The sequence below is a fragment of the Arenimonas soli genome (assembly GCF_014643775.1).
GTDB classification, from domain to species: domain Bacteria; phylum Pseudomonadota; class Gammaproteobacteria; order Xanthomonadales; family Xanthomonadaceae; genus Arenimonas; species Arenimonas soli.
The window spans coordinates 57,258-74,582 of record NZ_BMKC01000003.1 but is presented as its reverse complement, the minus strand read 5'-3'; the positions used below and the strand labels follow the sequence as shown (position 1 = coordinate 74,582).

The following is a 17,325-nucleotide window of genomic DNA, read 5'->3' as shown; positions in this document are numbered from 1 at the left end:
TGGGCAATATTCCAACCAACACCGTGGGGAGACGGCAATGGGAGAGATCAACATCTGGGCCATCATCACCGCCGCAGTCGCCAGCCTGGTGCTGGGCGGCCTGTGGTATTCGCCCATGCTCTTCGGCAAGGCCTGGCAGCGCGAAGTCGGCCTGAGCGACGAGGAACTGGCCAAGGGCAACATGGCCGTGATTCTTGGCTCGACGCTGGTGCTGTGTTTCATCGCCAGCTTCGTCTTCGCCATGTTCCTGGGACCGCGGCCGCCGCTGGCGCTGGGGCTGGGCGCGGGTTTTTCGGCCGGGCTTTGCTGGGTTTCGGCCAGCTTCGGCATCAACTACCTGTTCGAGCGCAAGAGCTTCAAGCTCTTCGCCATCAACGGCGGCTACCACACGCTGCAGTTCACCCTGATCGGGTTGATCCTGGCGCTGTGGCCGCTGCCGGCGGCGGTGGGCTAGCGGAAAACGAAGTTGCGGGTCAGCGTGGCTTCTTCGTCCAGCGGCTCGAAGCGCCAGCCTCGCACGGTGCTGGTGACTTCACGCTCGAAGGTGCCGCGCGGGCGTGACTGCAGCACGCGCACGTCCTTGACGCGGCCATCGCGGCCGATGGTGATCTCCACCTGCACGTCGCCGGTGATGCCGCTGCGCAGGGCGTCGGGCGGATAGGACGGCTGCGGGGTGCTGACCGGGATGGGCGTGAGGCGCCTGGGTGGCGGCGCGGCGGCGGCGGCCGCTGCGGCAGCGGCCTGTTCAGCGGCCAGCTGTTCGGCGGCGAGGCGGGCGGCTTCTTCGTCGGCCTTTTTCTTCGCCTCGGCCTGGCGCCGCGCCTCGGCCTGGCGACGGGCCTGGTCCTGCCGGGCCTGTTCGGCGGCGTCGGGAGGCGCGGCCACGGTCGCCTGGGCCGGCGTGCTGCCGCTGCGGCGGGCGGCGGCGGCGCGACGGGCCTCGTCGAGCTTCAGGGTTTCTTCGCGGCGGCGACGATCGGCGGCGTTGCGCGCTTCCTGCAGCTTGCGTTCTTCTTCGGCCACGCGGTCTTCCTCGCGGCGCTTGGCTTCTTCGATAAGACGACGCGCTTCGGCGGCTTCCTGGTCTTCCTGGCGCTGGCGGGCCAGGGCTTCGGCATCGGCCTGCTCCTTCTTGCGGCGCTCGGCGGCCTGGCGCTGGCGTTCGCGTTCCTCGATTTCGTACTTGAGCTCGAACAGCGCCACCGTCGGCTCTTCGCGCACCACCGTGGCCACCTGCGCGGACACGATGTCCGGGTGCGCGGGCGACACGCAGGCCAGCTGGTAGCGACCCGGCGCCAGTTCAAGCCGAAGCGGCGTCAGGGCCTTGAGGTCGGCGCGATGCACGCCGTTGATGGACAGCTCGCAGGCCAGGTCGGATTCAAGCAGCAGGCGGGCGTCGCCGGCCGGCAGCGGCGGCGGTACGGCGGGTTCTTCGGGGGCGGCTTGGGCGTCGTCGGCTTCGGCCGCGACCACCGGTTCGTCCGGCGGCGGCTCGTCGTCGCCACCGCTGAAGGCCCAAACCAGCACCAGCAGCAGCAACAGGGCGGCGCCGGCCCCGATGCCCAGCAGCTTCGGGTCCATCTTCGCCCTGGGCGGCGGCGTGCGCGGGCGGAACTGCAGTTCGCCCGGCGCCACGAGGCCACTGCCGCCCCCACCGCTGCCGGCGGCATCACTTCCACCGCCGCCTCCGCCGCCCGCGCCACCCGATGGCGGCAGCGCGCGGCCGGGCGAGGTTGGTGCTTCCGGCGAGCCCGCGCCCTGCACGATGGTCGGCTGCACCGGTTGGTTGGATCCCGAGTGCGGCGTCGCGATGCCCTGCGGCGGTGTCTCCAGGCCGGGGCGCGGCGTGCGCATGCCCACCGGCGGCGTGCCGGCCGGCGTCTGGCCCATGTATTCGGTCGGTGCCGCGGGCACCCGCGACAGCTTGCGGGCCGAGATCGCCGCGGCGACCGACGACGGCAGCCGCCCTGCCGCCAGCACCTGCCCCGGAACTTCCTGCACGCCCAGGGCGCCGGCCAGTTCCTCGATGAACTTGCCGGCGCTGGGCCAGCGTTCGTCGGACGCTTTCGCCAGGGCGCAGGCCAGCACCTCGCGCGCACGTTCCGGGAAGGGCTCGAGCGGCGCCAGGGCCAGCGGTGCGTTCACGTGCTTGTACATCACCGCATACGGCGTATCGGCGTCGAAGGGCAGCACGCCGGTCATCCACTGGTAGACCATGATGCCCAGCGCGTAGATGTCGGTGGCCGGACCCACCTGGGAGTCCTGGGCCTGTTCGGGCGACATGTACTGGGGCGTGCCGAGCACCGCGCCGGTGCTGGTGATGGTGGTGCGGCCCTGCAGCATGCGCGAGATGCCGAAGTCGGCCAGGTACAGTTCGCCGTGTTCGCCCAGCAGCACGTTCTGGGGCTTGAGGTCGCGGTGCACCACGCCCAGGCTGTGGGCGTGGTCGAGCGCGTCGGCGACCATGGTGAAATAGGCCAGTCCGGCTTCGCGGCCGATGGCGTCGCGTTCCAGTCGTTCGCCGAGATGGCCGCCGCGCACCAGGCGCAGGGCCATCCAGGGCACGCCTTCGTCGATGCCGTAGTTGTACAGCGGAACGATATGCGGGTGTTCGAGCTTGGCGATAAGCCGCGCCTCGCGTTCGAAACGTTCGGCGAAACCAGGCTCTTCGAGCAGGTCGATCGGCAGCACCTTCAGCGCGACCTCGCGCTCGAGCCCGGCTTCGTAGGCGTTGTAGACCGTGGACATGCCGCCGCGGCCAAGCTTGGCGACGATGGTGAACGGTCCGATGCTGTCCCCGACCTGGATCGCGCTGCGCATGCAACCAACCCCCCGATTCGTCCTGCGCGGGTCCAGCATACGCCCGCTGGCGCGGGATCGCTGGCCTTGGCAGGGCCAACGGGGAAAACGGCCGTGAACGGCCCTGCGGGCCCGGGTTCAGTTCGCCCCGGGCGGCACGGCGGCGTCCGCCACCACCATGTTGCGGCCCGAATCCTTCGCCGTGTACATGGCGCGGTCGGCGCGATCGACCAGGGCGTCCAGGGCTTCTTCCGGGCCCAGGTGTTCGGCGGCGCCGACGCTGACGGTCAGTTCCACCACTTCCTCGCCCACGGCCTGGCAATGTTTCTGCACCGACGTGCGCACGCGTTCGCCGACGGCCAGCGCGTGGATGCGGCGCGCGCCCGGCAGGGCCACGGCGAATTCTTCGCCGCCCAGGCGCCCCAGGATGTCGCCACCGCGCAGTTCGGCGGCGACGGTGTCGGCCACCGCCCTCAGGCACTCGTCGCCAACCTGGTGACCCAGGCTGTCGTTGATGAGCTTGAACAGGTCGATGTCGAAGAACAGCACCGACAGCGGCCGGTTGTCCTGCTGGGTGTCTTCGGCCAGGCGCTCGAGCCGGGCGCGCCAGGCGCCGCGGTTGAGCACGCCGGTCAGCGGGTCGCGTTCGGAATCGGCCTTTACCCGGCTGGCTTCGGCGCGGGCGTGGTCGCGTTCAAGCAGCAGGTGGTGCATGCCGCCGGACAGGCTGCGCACCAGCCACAGCCCCCAGCCCGCCACGGCCGCCCCGGCCCCGGCCAGGATCCACGGGTAGGCACCGGCCAGGAAAACCGCCGCCACCAGCAGCACCAGCGCCGCGCCCGCCTGCAGGCCCCAGCCTTCACCTGGCTGAAGACGGTCGCGCATGACCGTCCAGCAGGCCAGCATCGCCGCCGCCAGGCCCAGGGCCAGGCCCACCGCCAGCCAGGCCGCGGACGCGGCGACGGGGCTGGGGGCTGCAGCGAGGACCGGCCCGGCCCAGGCCATCGCCAGCAGGAAAACTGCCGGAAACACGGGGCGGGAACGGCGGGGGGCGGCGTTCATGGCCCTACTTTCCGGCAGCCGGGGGCCCAGCACAAGCAAGCCGGGCCGCGGGACACCGAAGCTGGGAACCGGCTCACGCTTTCAGGCAGCCATGACCTTCGGCCTAGGGGCGCGACCCGCGCTTGCCCTAGCATCGGCCGATTGATTTCCGCACCCGGAGCCCTCGATGACGCCTCGCCCGCTTGCCTTCGCCCTGGGCCTTGCCCTGGCCTGCACCACCACCGCCCAGGCCGCCGACAAGGACGGGAAAGACAAATGGGACGTGCAGAAGGCGCACGCCAAGGGCAAGACGGTCCGCTTCAGCACCGACGAAGGCACCTGGCTGGACCTGGACCTGAGCCCGGACGGCCGCCGCATCGTGTTTTCGATGCTGGGCGACATCTATGAACTTCCCGCCGCCGGCGGCGAGGCAAGGCGCCTGACCAGCGGCCCGGCCTGGGACATCCAGCCGCGGTTTTCGCCCGACGGCAAGGAAGTGGCGTTCACCTCCGACCGCGGCGGCGGCAACAACCTCTGGCGCATGAAGGCCGACGGCAGCGGCGCCACCCAGGTGTCGAAGGAGGACTTCCGCCTGCTCAACAGCCCCTACTGGACGCCGGACGGCCAGTTCATCGTCGGCCGCAAGCATTTCACCTCGGGCCGGTCGCTGGGCGCGGGCGAGCTGTGGATGTTCCACCGCGACGGCGGCAGCGGGCTGCAGCTGACCAAGCGCAAGAACGACCAGCAGGACCTGGGCGAACCGGCGGTGTCGGCCGACGGCCGCTACGTCTACTACTCCGAAGACGTCAGCCCGGGCGGCATGTTCCAGTACAACCGCAACGTGCACGGCACCATCTACGCGATCAAGCGCCTGGACCGCGAAACCGGTGAAACCGAAACCATCGTCGCCGGCGCCGGCGGCGCGGTGCGGCCGCAGCCTTCGCCGGACGGCAAGCAGCTGGCCTTCGTCAAACGCGTGCGCGACAAGTCGGTGCTGCACGTGATCGACCTCGAGTCGGGCTTCGTGCGCCCGGTCTGGGACGGCCTTTCGCATGACCAGCAGGAAGCCTGGGCGATCTTCGGCCCCTACCCCGGCTTCGACTGGACGCCGGATTCGAAAGCGGTGGTGGTGTGGGCGCAGGGCAAGCTGTGGCAGGTGGACATCGCCAGCGGCAAGGCCGGCAATATCCCCTTCACTGCCCAGGTCGAGCAGAGCGTGCTGCCGGCGCTGCGCTTTGAGCAGCAGATCGAGGGCGATGACTTCACCGCGAAGATGATCCGCGACGTCGCCACCAGCCCGGACGGCAAGACCCTGGTCTTCCACGCCGTCGGCCAGCTGTGGACCAAGTCGCTGCCGGGCGGGCAGCCGCGCCGGCTGATGGACGACGATTCGCGCTTCGAGTACCAGCCCAGCTTCAGCCGCGACGGCCGCAAGCTGCTGTTCACCACCTGGTCGGACGCCGAGCTGGGCGCGATCCACGAACTGGACGTCGCCAGCGGCCAGACCCGCAAGCTCACCACCGAGCCCGGCTTTTATTACGGCCCGCGCTACTCGCCGGACGGCTCGCGCGTGGTCTATTCGCGCCAGGGCGGCGGCGGCCTCACCGGCAGCCTGTGGAGCGGCAGCCGCGGCATCTTCGTGATGCCGGCTGCCGGTGGCGAAGCGGTGGAAGTCGCCGGCAACGGCGCCGACCCGCAGTTCTCGGCCGACGGCGAACGCGTGTATTTCCTCACCGGTGGTGGCCTCGAGAAGAAGCTGATGAGCGCCGGCCTGCACGGCGAACAGCCGCGCGAAGTATTCAACCTCAAGTACGTGGACCACGTGGCGATCAGCCCGGACGGCAGGTCGGTGGCCTTCACCGAGCTGTTCAATGGCTACGTGGCGCCGCTGCCGGCCACGGGCGGCTCGATCGAGCTCAACAAGGACACCAAGGCGCTGCCGGTGACCGCGCTGGGCACCGACATGGGCAGCTACCTGCACTGGGGCGCGGACTCGAAGTCGGTGCACTGGATGGTCGGCGACCGCTACCACAGCCGCGCGCTGGCGGCGGGCAAGGCCGATGCCGGCGTGCCCGTGGGCCTGCGCATCGACAGCGACCGACCCGACGACACCTTCGCCCTGGTCGGCGGCCGCGTGGTGACCATGCGTGACGCCGACAACGCCCGGGAAGTGATCGAGGACGGCGTGGTGGTCGTGCGCGGCAGCCGCATCGTGGCGGTGGGCAAGCGCGGCGACGTGGCCGTCCCGGCCGGTGCGCGCGAAGTGGACGTGGCCGGCAAGACCGTGTTCCCGGGCATCGTGGACGTGCACGCGCACGCCGCGCACTTCGGCCAGGGCGTGGTTCCGCAGAACAACTGGGCCTACGCCGCCAACCTGGCCTTCGGCATCACCACCATGCACGACCCGTCGGCGACCACCGAGTTCGTGTTCTCGCAGTCCGAGCTGGTGAAGGCCGGCAAGATGGTCGGCCCGCGCGTGTTTTCCACCGGCACCATCCTTTACGGCGCCGACGGCGACTTCAAGGCCACGGTCGATTCGCTCGACGACGCCCGTTCGCACCTGCGCCGCATGCAGGCCAACGGCGCGTTTTCGGTGAAGAGCTACAACCAGCCGCGCCGCGACCAGCGCCAGCAGATCAACCAGGCCGCGCGCGAGCTGGGCATGCTGGTGGTGGAAGAAGGCGGCAGCACCTTCCAGCACAACATGACCATGGTGGTGGACGGCGTCACCGGCATCGAGCACAACATTCCGGTGGCGCCGCTGTACCGCGACGTGGTGGAACTGTGGCGCCACACCGAGGTCGGCAACACGCCGACCCTGGTGGTGAACTACGGCGGGCTCAACGGCGAGTACTACTGGTACGCCAAGGACAACCTGTGGGAGAACGAGCGCCTGAACCGCTTCTTCCCGAAGGGCTCGCTGGACGAAAACACCATCCGCCGCCAGGGCGGCCCGGAGTGGGACTACTACCACGTCGAGGTCGCCAGGGCCGCCAAGGTGCTGCGCGACGCCGGCGTGCCGATCCTGGTCGGTGGCCACGGCCAGATGCAGGGCATGGCGCCGCACTGGGAAATCTGGTCGCTCCACCAGGGCGGCTTCACCCCCTTCGAGGCGCTGCGCGCGGCCACCATCGACGGCGCCAACTACCTGGGGCTGGCGAAGGAAATCGGCTCGATCGAAACCGGCAAACGCGCCGACCTGGTGGTCGTGGACGGCAACCCGCTCGAAGACATCCGCCAGAGCGACGACACCGCGATGGTGATGGTCAACGGCCGCCTGTTCAACGCCGCCGACCTGTCGGAGATCGGCGGCAAGCAGCGCCCCGCGCCCGAGTTCTTCTGGCAGCGCGGCGGCGCCGGCGTGCCCACCGGCGTGCACTACGGCCCGACGGTGCCCTGCCATTGCCCGAAGTCGGATCCGCACGGGCACTGAGGCCGCGGCCGTCACCGCGGGGGAGAACGAGGAGCGTCAAATGACCAGGTTCAAGGCGGAACTGCAGCGGCCTGCTAGTCCACCCCGGGCCACCTGGTCGTTCCTGGTGCTGCCGTCCGCTGCCAGCGGCAAACTGCCTGCCCGCGGCCAGGTGGCGGTGGCGGGTACGATCAACGGTCAGCCATTCAGCGCCATGCTGGACCCCGACGGCAAGGGCAGCCATTGGCTGAAGGTGGACCGGGCGCTCCGCCTGAAGGCCGGGGCGGACGTGGGTGACACCGTCGAGGTGATGCTTGCACCCACCGACGACGTGCCGGAGCCGCGGCTGCCGACCGATCTGCGTGAGGCCCTTGCGGCCACGCCGGCGGCGAAGTCCGCATGGTCCGGCCTGACGGCCAGGCAGCGGCACGACTGGATCTTCTGGATCACCACGGCCAAGCGCGACGATACCCGCGCCAAGCGCATTGCCGCCGCCTGCGACATGCTTGGCAGCGGAAAACGCCGGGTGTGCTGCTTCGACCGATCGGGGATCTACAGCAAGGGCCTGTCGGCGCCCGAGCCCGCCGGATAGCCGCGCACCGCACCGGGCCGGCACCGCCGGAAGCTGGCACACTTCCGGGCAACGGCCCCGAACGGCCAGGCCCCCGGAGACACCATGCGCCTTGCTTGCCTCCTGCTTCTGCTCGCCGCGGCCCAGCCCTGCACAGCGTTCGAGATCTCGAACTTCAAGGCGGGCCTGGCGTGCACGAATACGACCCTGAACGATCAGAGCGGCTGGGTCTGCCACGAAACCCGGGAGATATTCGTCACCGACCAGGGCCGTTGCGTTTACAACGGCGAACGCAGGCTTTGCACCTGGACAGGATTCGAATTCGACTATCGGTCGGACCAGGACGGCGTCACGCTCCAGTGTGGGACGACGCTGTCCAAACCCGCCACGTTCGGAAACCCGGGCGAAGTCCTCGAGGAGGACACGACAAGCCATGCCTTCGAGCTCGAACTTTCCGGAAAGCATGGCCACTTCTTCAATCCGATGTACTACGTGTTCTCGCTCCGCGAGCCCGGGACACCGCCCATGGTGGACACCATGACCTGCCGATTCGACGGAGAGGTCGTGTTCACTTACACGTTCAACGTGCACTCACCGATCGCAAAGCCCGGGACCGACGTAGTGCGCCCCAACCAATAAGTCGCCCTACGCCTTGCGCGCGGTGGCCACCGGCAGGGTGTCCAGGCGTTTCATCGTCGGGGTGTCAAGAATCCCCGGATCCTGCCGCCAGGCTTCGAAAAGTCCAGTGGCGTCTTCGCCCCAGAACAAGGCATCGCCCGCCACCAGCGTCGGAACGCCGAACACCTCGTCGGCCAGCGCCGATTGGAAGTTCCGCCGGAGTTCCGCCTTCACCTGCGGGTCGGCGAGCGCGGACGCCAGGTCGACCACGCCCAGTCGGCTGGCCACCGGGCGCAGGTCTTCGATGGATTCGCCGGCCCGGCCTTCCTGCCAGAGGTGGTCGAAGATCTGGTCGATGGCTTCGGGCGTGCCGCCCGCGGCGATGCACAGCCGCAGCGCGTTCAGGGGATTGAACGGATGCGCCGGCGGGAAGTTGAGCGCGATGCCCTTGCGCCCGGCCCGCCACTGCACGTGGCGGTAGGTGAACCGGCGCTTGGACGGGATTTCCGCCGGCCCCTTGTGGCCGTGGTGCTTCAACAGGCCCGCAAGCAGGATCGGGCGGCATTCGACGCGGCAGTTGTCAAAGCGCTTCACGTCCTGCCACTGCAGGTAGGCGAAGGGCGAGATGAAGTCGAAGTACCAGGTGACCTTGGCGTCGGACATGTGCGGATTACTCCAGGCGTTTTCCTGGCCAGACCAGGGATTGGTGGATTTGCGTGCCTGCCCCGGCGCCGTCCGCCACCGCCTGCGACAGCGAGTGCGGGATACGCGCGACGTCGCCGCAGGCGAAGACGCCGTCGAGGCTGGTTCGATGTTCGTCGTCGGTCCGGACCTGCACCCCCGTGGACACGTCCTCCAGGGCGCAGCCAAGCCGCTGCGCCACCGAGCTTGACGGGACATGGCGCGGCGCGATGAAAAGCCCTTCGAATACATGCCGCTGGCCGTCCACCAGCACCACCTCGGCGCGGCCTTCGATGCGTGCCACCGGCGCAGCCACGAGTTCAACGCCGCGACGGTCGAGGTCCCGGGCTTCTTCCGGGCCTGGCTCGGCCCGGCCATTGAGCAACAAGGTCACCCGACCCCACTCGGCCAGCAGTTCCGCCTGCTGCACCCAGTCCTGGCCGCCGGCGATGACGCCGATCCGGCCCTTGGCCAGTTCGAAGGCGTGGCAGTACGGGCAGTGGAAGACGCTGGTGCCCCAGCGTTCTGCCAGCCCGGGGATTTCGGGCAATTCGTCGAAGACGCCGGTGGCCAGCAGCAGGCGCCGGCCCTGGAGCCGGGCGCCGTCGCCCAGCACCACCTCGAAGGCATCGCAGGTGCCCGACGCACCTTCGACTTCGCCCTCGATCCAGGTCAGCGTGGGATAGGCACGAAGCTGGTCGCGCGCGGTCAGGGCGATCTGCGCCGGATCGGCGCCTTCCTGGGTCAGGAAGCCGTGCGCGGTCGCGGCGCTGCGATTGCGGCGCCGGCCGCCGTCGACGACAACGACCGTGCGATGGGCCCTGACCAGCTGCATCGCCGCCGACATGCCCGCGTAGCCGCCGCCTATGACGATAAGGTCGTAACCCATGCCCCGGACTCCGTGATCGCCGCCGCCGAAGTTGACGGGAACGCCAAGGGTACGCTTCCCGGACCGCCGGGACTGTCCGGCCGTGCTTTCCGGCTGCTAGGCTGCGGCCGACCGTTCCCCTTCCCCGCCAGCCACCATGCACATCCTCGGCCTCGGCCTGCATATCCTGGTCGCGATCTATTTCGCGGTGCACGCCATCCGCAGCAACCAGGGCCTGTACTGGCTGTTCATCCTTTTCATGTTCCCGCTGCTGGGCAGCATCGTTTACGGGGTGGCGATCTGGCTGCCGGAAATGCGCCAGAGCTACACGGCGCGACGGGCCGGCAGCGCCGTGCGGCGCGTGCTGGACCCGAACCGCGAACTGCGCGAGGCGCGCGAAGCCCACGACCACACCGCCACCGTCGCCAACCGCACGCGCCTGGGCCAGGCCCTGCTGGCCTCCGGCCAGGCCGAAGAGGCGGTGCCCCTGCTGCGCGCCGCCGCCCAGGGCCTGTATGCCGACGACCCGGACGTGCTGGCGCAGCTTGCCCGCGCCGAACTTGAATCCGGAGACGCGGCGGCCGCCCGCGACCGCCTAGACGCGCTGATCGCCGCGCACCCCAACTACCGCTCGCCCACCGCCCACCTCACCTACGCCCGCGCCGTCGCCGCCTGCGGCGACCAGGCCAAGGCGCAGGAAGAATTCGAGGTGCTGGTGGACAGTTTCCCCGGGCTGGAAGCCCGCGCCCGCTACGCCCGCCTGCTGGCCGACTGGGGCGAACCCGAGCGGGCGCAGGCGCTGGCGACCGAATCGCTCGCCAAGGCAAGGACCCTGCCCCGACACTCCCGCGACCTTGACCGTAACTGGATCAAGCAGCTCCAGGGCCTGGCGGAATAGCCCGGCGCGCATGCCCGGGCCATTCATTACGCCGACACCTGGCCAGCGCCTGCTTGCGCTGGCAAAGATACTGATCCCGGTCGTCGTCCTGCTTGCGGTCTACCAGTTGGCCCGAACCATCGCCGCCAGGGAACCTTGTGGCAGCGCGTGTGAATTCCTGCCGATGATGCGCGTTGTCATCGGGCTTGGCACGGCCATCCTGCTCGCTCTCATTGTGTTCTTCGGGAGCAAGGGGCTGCGAGTCCTGCGATCGGGGCAGATGCCGCCACCCGGCACCTGGGTCCTGCTCAGGACCCGCGTCCGCACCGGCGCCTGGGCCCGGCTCAACGCGCTGTCGTACTTCCTGTTCTGCGCCGGCGCTGTCTACCTGCTGGTGCGCTTCGTCCATTTTTTCCACGCTGACGACCTGATATTGCTCCTGCTTGGGATTGAGCCCTGCGCATGACGCCCGGCCGAGGAGACCGCTGCCGATGACATCCCGAATCCCCGTGTTCCTGCTGGCACTGGTCTTCATCGCGTCGGGCGGTGCCAAGCTGCTGGCCCTGCCCTTCGAAACCGAAGCGTTTGCGCGCTGGGGCTATCCCCTATGGTTCATGTACGTCACCGGGGCGCTTGAAGTGGCAGGGGCCGTGGGCCTTGTCCTGCCCCGTCTTTCCGCCCTGGCCGCGCTTTGCCTGGCGGCGCTGATGCTGGGCGCGGTCGGCACCCACGTCCTGCACCAGGAATGGATGATGAGCCTGGTGGCGCTGGGCATCCTGCTGGCCGCCTTCTGGCTTGGCTGGCGACGCCGGTCGGATGTCAGGCGATTGTTGCGGCCTGGGACCGAGGCACCATGAAGCAGTCGCTCGCCCTGGTGTCGCTGGTCGTCCGCAACTATGACGAGGCCCTGGCCTTCTACGTCGGCGTGCTCGGCTTTCATCTGGTGGAGGATCGCCCCGTGCCGGAACAGGGCAAGCGCTGGGTGGTGGTCGCGCCGCCCGGAGGATCCGGGGCCCATCTGCTGCTGGCGCAGGCATCGACACCCGGTCAGTCCGAACGAGTCGGCAACCAGACGGGCGAGCGGGTATTCCTGTTCCTGTACACCGACGACTTCTGGCGCGATTACGCCGCCTATCGGGCCAAAGGCGTGCAATTCGTGCGCGAACCGGTGGAGCAGGCCTACGGGACGGTGGCGGTTTTCCGGGATCTGTACGGAAATCTCTGGGACCTGCTTGAACCTGCTGCCTAGCCTGGCGAACTTATGAAATCCAACACGGAATCGCGGCGGCTTCACCGCCCGAGGCCTGAATCAAGGAATGCAACGACACATGACGATCGCCCTGTTTGATTTCGACGGCACGCTGACGACGCACGAAACCATGCCGGCTTTCGTTCGGCGCTCGGTCAGCCCACGACGCCTTTTATTCGGGCAGTTGGTACTTGCGCCGCTTATCGTCGGGTACCGGCTCCGCCTGGTTTCGGGACGCCTGGTGCGCAAGGCCATCGTCCGCGTTGGCTATCGTGGCGTCCGCGCGGCCGTCCTGGAGGCACACGGGGAGGCCTTCGCCCGGGACTACCTGCCCCGGGCCCTGCGCCCCGAGGCCATGCAGCGCCTGGAATGGCACCGTGAACAGGGCCACCGGGTAGTGGTCGTCTCCGGCGGCCTGGACGCCTATCTGGCTCCGTGGTGCCAGGCGCAGGGCCTGGAGCTGGTCTGTTCGGCGCTTGAGCAGCACGAGGGCGTACTCACCGGCAGGTACCTCGGCCACCAGTGCGTGCTCGACGAAAAGGTCCGCCGGGTACGCGCGGCCTGCGACCTGCAGGCCCACGAAACGATCTACGCCTACGGCGACACGCCCGAGGATGTTCCCTTGCTCACGCTGGCCACCCACGCCTACTACGCTGGCCAGCCCTGGCCGGCGGGCCGCGACCTGCTGCACGGCGACGCGCCCTACGCCGCGACTATTTGACGCGCTTGCCGTGCTTGACCACCAGGTCGATGCGCTGCAGCAGGGCGACCTGCTTCAGCGCGTCGCCGTGCACGGCGACGATGTCGGCATACTTGCCTTCGGTGACGGTGCCGTAATCCTTGTCCACGCCCATCGCCACGGCCGGCCAATAGGTCGCGGCGCGGATGGCGTCGATGGCGGGCACGTCGAACTGGTTTACCCAGACGTCTAGTTCGTTCCAGGTGCTCTGGCTGTGGAACTTCATCGGGATGCCCGAATCGGTGCCCACCAGCAGCACCACGCCGGCCTGGCGCAGCTGGTCGAACTTGCGGCGCAGCGTGGGCTGGCGCTGCGGGGTCTGCTGGAAATAGGAAATGCGTTCGGGGTGTTCAAGCGAGCTCTTGATGTCGGCGACGATCTCGGGCGGCAGGCCGCGGTGCCAGGAGTCGGAATCGATGAACTCGTTGTTGCGCACCGTGTACGGGAAGTTGAACAGCCCCTCGATGGTCGGCGTCCAGAACAGCGGGCCGGCGGCCATGTTGGCGGTGCGCTCGGCCAGCGCGTCCATCACGTCCTTGGGGAACTCGGGCGCGGCGGCGAAGCCGGTGTGTTCGAAACCGTCGACGCCGTGGCGCAGGCCGCGCCGCACTTCCTCGGGGCGGTGGGCGTGGGCGATCACGGGCAGGTCGTGCTTGTGGGCTTCATCGACGATGGCGGCGATTTCGGCGTCGCTCATCTGGTCCTGGTCGATCAGCTTGATGACGTCGACGCCGGCATTGGCCAGGCGGCGGATCTTGGCGCGGGCGTCGGCCGGTGAGTCCACGCCCCAGCGGAAGGCTTCGGTGCCCGGGTAAGGCTTCTTCTGGATGAAAGGCCCCGACATGTACATGGTCGGGCCCGGGATCTTGCCGGCGTTGATGGCGTCGCGCACCGCGATCGAGTCTTCCAGCGGCGCGCCCAGGTCGCGGGCGCTGGTGATGCCGGCCATCAGCAGCTGTTCGGCCGAGGCGGGCATGATCACGTCGCGCAGCTGGGGCAGGTATTTCTTGTCCCAGTAGGCGTAGTCGGCGTGGCCGTTGATCATCAGGTGCACGTGCATGTCCCACAGCCCGGGCATGACGGTCATGCCCTCGGTGGACACCACCTCGGCGTCGGCCGGCACCGGCAGGGAAGCGACGGTGCCGACGGCGACGATGCGTTCGCCGTCGACGATGATGACGCTGTCGCGGATCGGCTCGGCCAGCGTGCCGTCCACCAGGGTGCCGCCGACCAGGGCGAGTTTGGCGGCCTCGGCGCACGGCGACAGCAAGCACAGCAGGGCGACGGCAAGGCAGGTCTTCTTCAGCATCATCGGCGTAACCTCGTCAGGACTGGCCCGATGGTAGCGTGGGCCGCGAGCAATGCCACAAGAACAAGGAGAAACCGCGATGGCCGTCAAATACATCCTGCGCCTGCCCGACCCGTCACAGGCCCGCGGGGCCGAGCCGTCCCTGTCCTTCACGTCCGACGGGGCGGACGGACTGGCCGCCGAACTGCAGGCCGCCCTGCGCGACGACACCCTGTTCCAGCGCTGGCGCGCCATGCAGGAGGACCCGGACGAAGTGGACGAGGCCCTGGGTGCCACCGACCCGGCCGCCAGCGTCGTCGGCAGGCAGGAAGACCTGAAGATCGAGCTGCACGCCACGACCTCGATTTCCAGTTCGATCCTGAAGCAGCGGCTGAAGTGGCTGGCCGGCGACCACTGGGTGCTCGCCGACGTGCGCAACCCCTAGCCGGTGTTCTGCACGCCCGCGGCGATGCCGTTCACCGTGGTCACCAGTGCGTGGAACAGCGGGCCCTGCTCGGGCCGGCCTTCGGCGCGCCAGCGCGCCAGCAGGTCGACCTGCAGCAGGCTGATCGGATCCACGTAAGGATTGCGCAGGCGGATCGACTGGCGCAGGCGGAAATCGCCATCGAGCAGGCGCGGGCTGTCCTTGATCGCCAGGATGACGTCGCGGGTGCGCGCGAACTCATCGGCGATGCCGGGGTAGAAGCGCGCGTGCGCGTCGCCGGCCAGCAGCGAATAACGCTCGAAGATGGCCAGGTCGGACTTGGCCAGCACCATTTCGACGTCGTCCACCAGGGTGGCGAAGAACGGCCAGTCGCGGGCCATCTCGGCCACGGCGTCCTGGCCATAGCGCGCGATCGCTTCGGCCAGGCCCGTACCCACGCCCAGCCAGGCGGTGAGGCCACAGCGGTTCTGTGACCAGGCGAACACCCAGGGAATCGCGCGCAGCGAGGACACGCCGCCGGCATTGCCGCGCTTGCTGGGGCGCGAGCCGATCCGCAGGCGTTCGATGACGTCAATGGGCGTGGCGTCGCGGAAGTACGGCACGAAGCCTTCGCTTTCGTACACCAGGCCGCGATAGTGCGCACGCGCGGCCGTGGCGGTCGTCGCGGCCATTTCCCGCCAGCGGGCTTCGCGCGGTTCGGGCTGGCGCGGGCGCAGGGTGGCGCGCAGCACGGCGCCGGTGGCCTGTTCGAGGTTGCGCAGGGCGATGGCGCGGATGCCGTACTTGCGGTGGATCACCTCGCCCTGTTCGGTCAGGCGCAGGTAACCGTCCACCGAACCGCGTGGCGCAGCGATGACGGCGCGCCCGGTCTTGCCGCCGCCGCGCGACAGCGAACCGCCGCGGCCGTGGAAGAAGGCGATGCGCACGCCGGCTTCGGCGGCCAGCGCGGTCAGCGCCACCTGGGTCTGCTGCAATGCCCAGCGCGAAGCGACCAGGCCACCGTCCTTGGCGCTGTCCGAGTAACCCAGCATCACCACCTGGCGGTCGCCGCGGCTGCGCAGGTGGGCGCGGTACACCGTGTCGGCGAACAGCGAACGCAGGGTGTCGGCGGCGTTGTCGAGGTCATCCACGGTCTCGAACAGCGGCGCGACATCCAGCGGCACCGCGCCGTTGCCGTCCACGCAGCCGCCCAGCTTGGCCAGGGCCAGCACGGCCAGGGCGTCAGCGGCGCTGCGGCTCATCGACACGATGTAGGGGCCGATGGCGCGCGCGCCGTAGCGCGGCAGGGAATCGGCGACGGTGCGGAATACGTCGAGCACGGGGCGGGCGTCGTCGGCCGCCGGGTTCGTGGCCTGGGCGGTGCCGGCCAGCAGTTCGCGCAGGCGCTGCGCGCGGTCCTGCCAGTCGCGGTCCGGGAATTGGTCGTCTTCGAACAGCGCGGCCAGCGCGATGTCGTGCTGGCTGCTTTCCTGGCGCAGGTCGAGCGTGGCCAGGTGGAAACCGAAGGCCTGCACGCGGCGCAGCAGGCGGCGCACGGCGAAGCCGCCGGCGTGGTCGCCGCGGTGCTGCCGAAGGCTGGCTTCGACCAGGCGCAGGTCGGCCAGCAGGTCGTCGGGACTGGCGTAGCCGGTTTTTTCATCGCCTGCGGTGGCCTCGACGCGGGCGGCGACCAGCGTGAGGAAACGCCGGTAGGGCATGTCGGCGTGGCGCGCCTTGATCGCATCGGCGGCGTCGGGGAAACGTTGGGCGTAGTCGTCGGCGCGCGTGAGCATGGTTGCGGCCACGCCGACGCGACCTTCGGTCTGGCTGAGCAGGTCGGCCAGCTTTTCCAGTTCGCGCCGGTAGCGGCCCAGCACGATGGCGCGCTGGCTCGACAGCGTGGCGGCGATGGTGTGGGCGCCGACGTTGGGGTTGCCGTCCATGTCGCCGCCGACCCAGGAGCCGAAGCCCAGCAGCGGCGGCAGTTCGTCGGGCGAGATGTCGTAGACGGCGTGCAGGGCGTCGAGGAAGGTTTCGTGGAACACCGGCAGCACGCGGTAGAGCACGTCGGACAGGTAATAGGCGACGTGTTCGAACTCGTCGGCGACGGTGGGTTTTTCCGGCGGGGTTTCGTCGGTCTGCCAGCTGGCGGTCAGGGCCAGGCGCATGCGTTCGATGTCGGCGCGGCGCTCCTGCGGGGTCAGGTTGCGGTCGATGTCCTCGACCAGGCAGCGCACGACTTCGCTTTCCTTTTCCAGCAGCGCGCGGCGCACGGCTTCGGTGGGGTGGGCGGTGAACACCGGTTCCACGCGCAGCCGCGGCAGCAGGGCCAGCACGGCTTCGGCCGGAACACCTTCGTCGCGCAGCTTGCGCAGCGAATCCTCCAGGCCACCGGGCTGGGGCGACTCGCCCAGGCGCTGGTAGTCGCGCCGGCGGCGGATGCGGTGCACGCGCTCGGCCAGGTTCACCGCCTGGAAATAGCTGGCGAAGGCGCGCACCAGCAGTTCGGCGCGGTCCAGCGGCAGTGCGCGCAGACGTTCGGCCACGTCTTCGAGCGGTGCGCCGGCTTCGCGGCGGCGGATGGAGGCGATGCGCAGGGTTTCGACGTCGTCGAGGAAACCGGGCGAGACCTGTTCGGCCAGGATTTCACCGACCAGGGCGCCCAGGCGCTTGACGTCCTCGCGCAGAAGGTCGTCGGTGGCGGGCAGGTCGATGTCGCGCAGCGTTTCGGGAGTCTGATTCATCCCGGAAGCCTAGC

16 protein-coding genes are annotated in these 17,325 nt (G+C 69.3%); 10 read left to right on the top strand and 6 right to left on the bottom strand.

Annotated elements, in window-relative coordinates; translation table 11 throughout:
• Positions 1-37 precede the first annotated feature (37 nt).
• Entirely contained in the window at positions 38-454 is a 417-nt protein-coding gene (locus IEX13_RS10955; protein ID WP_188664126.1) for a DUF1761 domain-containing protein, read from the top strand.
• Here IEX13_RS10955 and IEX13_RS10950 read toward each other — a convergent pair.
• Both IEX13_RS10950 and IEX13_RS10945 read right to left on the bottom strand, forming a co-directional pair.
• A complete protein-coding gene (locus IEX13_RS10950; RefSeq protein ID WP_188664123.1) occupies positions 451-2,820 on the bottom strand; it encodes a TonB family protein in 2,370 nt (789 codons plus the stop codon). The genes IEX13_RS10955 and IEX13_RS10950 overlap by 4 nt on opposite strands.
• A 117-nt stretch (positions 2,821-2,937) precedes the next feature.
• Positions 2,938-3,861: a GGDEF domain-containing protein gene (locus tag IEX13_RS10945; RefSeq protein ID WP_188664121.1), complete on the bottom strand. Its 924-nt coding sequence runs from the start codon at positions 3,859-3,861 to the stop codon at positions 2,938-2,940.
• Between the two features lie 166 nt (positions 3,862-4,027).
• On the opposite strand from IEX13_RS10945, the gene IEX13_RS10940 reads away from it, so the two are divergent.
• The 3 genes from IEX13_RS10940 (at position 4,028) to IEX13_RS10930 (ending at position 8,462) form a co-directional block, all read left to right on the top strand.
• The gene (locus tag IEX13_RS10940; RefSeq protein ID WP_188664119.1) at positions 4,028-7,273 is read left to right on the top strand and encodes an amidohydrolase family protein; all 3,246 of its coding nucleotides are present in this window, start codon (positions 4,028-4,030) and stop codon (positions 7,271-7,273) included.
• A 40-nt stretch (positions 7,274-7,313) separates the two neighbouring features.
• Positions 7,314-7,844 carry a YdeI/OmpD-associated family protein gene (locus IEX13_RS10935; protein WP_188664117.1) on the top strand — a complete coding sequence of 177 codons (531 nt, stop codon included), beginning with the start codon at positions 7,314-7,316 and terminating at the stop codon, positions 7,842-7,844.
• An 84-nt stretch (positions 7,845-7,928) separates the two neighbouring features.
• The gene (locus IEX13_RS10930; RefSeq protein ID WP_188664115.1) at positions 7,929-8,462 is read left to right on the top strand and encodes a hypothetical protein; all 534 of its coding nucleotides are present in this window, start codon (positions 7,929-7,931) and stop codon (positions 8,460-8,462) included.
• 6 nt (positions 8,463-8,468) lie between these two features.
• Here IEX13_RS10930 and IEX13_RS10925 read toward each other — a convergent pair whose 3' ends face one another.
• Positions 8,469-9,104, bottom strand: coding sequence for a 2-hydroxychromene-2-carboxylate isomerase (locus IEX13_RS10925; protein WP_188664113.1), 636 nt, complete (start codon positions 9,102-9,104; stop codon positions 8,469-8,471).
• A 7-nt stretch (positions 9,105-9,111) separates the two neighbouring features.
• Positions 9,112-10,011: an NAD(P)/FAD-dependent oxidoreductase gene (locus IEX13_RS10920; RefSeq protein WP_188664111.1), complete on the bottom strand. Its 900-nt coding sequence runs from the start codon at positions 10,009-10,011 to the stop codon at positions 9,112-9,114.
• Positions 10,012-10,147: 136 nt separating this feature from the next.
• Between IEX13_RS10920 and IEX13_RS10915 the strand changes: the two genes are divergently transcribed.
• The 5 genes from IEX13_RS10915 (at position 10,148) to IEX13_RS10895 (ending at position 12,837) form a co-directional block, all read left to right on the top strand.
• Positions 10,148-10,888 (top strand): tetratricopeptide repeat protein, encoded by a 741-nt coding sequence (locus IEX13_RS10915; protein ID WP_188664109.1) that lies wholly within the window; start codon positions 10,148-10,150, stop codon positions 10,886-10,888.
• 10 nt (positions 10,889-10,898) lie between these two features.
• Entirely contained in the window at positions 10,899-11,333 is a 435-nt protein-coding gene (locus tag IEX13_RS10910; protein ID WP_188664107.1) for a hypothetical protein, read from the top strand.
• Between the two features lie 25 nt (positions 11,334-11,358).
• On the top strand, positions 11,359-11,724 hold the full coding sequence (locus IEX13_RS10905; protein ID WP_188664105.1) for a DoxX family protein: 366 nt from the start codon (positions 11,359-11,361) through the stop codon (positions 11,722-11,724).
• Positions 11,721-12,116, top strand: coding sequence for a VOC family protein (locus IEX13_RS10900; protein ID WP_188664103.1), 396 nt, complete (start codon positions 11,721-11,723; stop codon positions 12,114-12,116). The genes IEX13_RS10905 and IEX13_RS10900 overlap by 4 nt, the downstream gene beginning before the upstream one ends.
• 79 nt (positions 12,117-12,195) lie before the next feature.
• Positions 12,196-12,837 (top strand): HAD family hydrolase, encoded by a 642-nt coding sequence (locus IEX13_RS10895; protein WP_188664101.1) that lies wholly within the window; start codon positions 12,196-12,198, stop codon positions 12,835-12,837.
• Here the strand turns inward: IEX13_RS10895 and IEX13_RS10890 are convergent.
• Positions 12,830-14,167, bottom strand: coding sequence for an amidohydrolase family protein (locus tag IEX13_RS10890; protein ID WP_188664099.1), 1,338 nt, complete (start codon positions 14,165-14,167; stop codon positions 12,830-12,832). The two genes, IEX13_RS10895 and IEX13_RS10890, sit on opposite strands and share 8 nt — an antisense overlap.
• A gap of 76 nt (positions 14,168-14,243) precedes the next feature.
• Between IEX13_RS10890 and IEX13_RS10885 the strand changes: the two genes are divergently transcribed.
• Positions 14,244-14,588 carry a hypothetical protein gene (locus IEX13_RS10885; protein ID WP_188664098.1) on the top strand — a complete coding sequence of 115 codons (345 nt, stop codon included), beginning with the start codon at positions 14,244-14,246 and terminating at the stop codon, positions 14,586-14,588.
• On the opposite strand, the gene ppc is transcribed toward IEX13_RS10885, so the two are convergent.
• Positions 14,585-17,311 carry a phosphoenolpyruvate carboxylase gene (gene ppc, locus IEX13_RS10880; RefSeq protein WP_188664096.1) on the bottom strand — a complete coding sequence of 909 codons (2,727 nt, stop codon included), beginning with the start codon at positions 17,309-17,311 and terminating at the stop codon, positions 14,585-14,587. The two genes, IEX13_RS10885 and ppc, sit on opposite strands and share 4 nt — an antisense overlap.
• Positions 17,312-17,325 lie beyond the last annotated feature (14 nt).

Excerpts from the sequence above, each read along its gene's own strand:
- IEX13_RS10955 (WP_188664126.1), top strand. The coding sequence starts at position 38 with ATGGGAGAGATCAACATCTGGGCCATCATCACCGCCGCAGTCGCCAGC.
- IEX13_RS10950 (WP_188664123.1), bottom strand. The coding sequence starts at position 2,820 with ATGCGCAGCGCGATCCAGGTCGGGGACAGCATCGGACCGTTCACCATC.
- IEX13_RS10945 (WP_188664121.1), bottom strand. The coding sequence starts at position 3,861 with ATGAACGCCGCCCCCCGCCGTTCCCGCCCCGTGTTTCCGGCAGTTTTC.
- IEX13_RS10940 (WP_188664119.1), top strand. The coding sequence starts at position 4,028 with ATGACGCCTCGCCCGCTTGCCTTCGCCCTGGGCCTTGCCCTGGCCTGC.
- IEX13_RS10935 (WP_188664117.1), top strand. The coding sequence starts at position 7,314 with ATGACCAGGTTCAAGGCGGAACTGCAGCGGCCTGCTAGTCCACCCCGG.
- IEX13_RS10930 (WP_188664115.1), top strand. The coding sequence starts at position 7,929 with ATGCGCCTTGCTTGCCTCCTGCTTCTGCTCGCCGCGGCCCAGCCCTGC.
- IEX13_RS10925 (WP_188664113.1), bottom strand. The coding sequence starts at position 9,104 with ATGTCCGACGCCAAGGTCACCTGGTACTTCGACTTCATCTCGCCCTTC.
- IEX13_RS10920 (WP_188664111.1), bottom strand. The coding sequence starts at position 10,011 with ATGGGTTACGACCTTATCGTCATAGGCGGCGGCTACGCGGGCATGTCG.
- IEX13_RS10915 (WP_188664109.1), top strand. The coding sequence starts at position 10,148 with ATGCACATCCTCGGCCTCGGCCTGCATATCCTGGTCGCGATCTATTTC.
- IEX13_RS10910 (WP_188664107.1), top strand. The coding sequence starts at position 10,899 with ATGCCCGGGCCATTCATTACGCCGACACCTGGCCAGCGCCTGCTTGCG.
- IEX13_RS10905 (WP_188664105.1), top strand. The coding sequence starts at position 11,359 with ATGACATCCCGAATCCCCGTGTTCCTGCTGGCACTGGTCTTCATCGCG.
- IEX13_RS10900 (WP_188664103.1), top strand. The coding sequence starts at position 11,721 with ATGAAGCAGTCGCTCGCCCTGGTGTCGCTGGTCGTCCGCAACTATGAC.
- IEX13_RS10895 (WP_188664101.1), top strand. The coding sequence starts at position 12,196 with ATGACGATCGCCCTGTTTGATTTCGACGGCACGCTGACGACGCACGAA.
- IEX13_RS10890 (WP_188664099.1), bottom strand. The coding sequence starts at position 14,167 with ATGATGCTGAAGAAGACCTGCCTTGCCGTCGCCCTGCTGTGCTTGCTG.
- IEX13_RS10885 (WP_188664098.1), top strand. The coding sequence starts at position 14,244 with ATGGCCGTCAAATACATCCTGCGCCTGCCCGACCCGTCACAGGCCCGC.
- ppc (WP_188664096.1), bottom strand. The coding sequence starts at position 17,311 with ATGAATCAGACTCCCGAAACGCTGCGCGACATCGACCTGCCCGCCACC.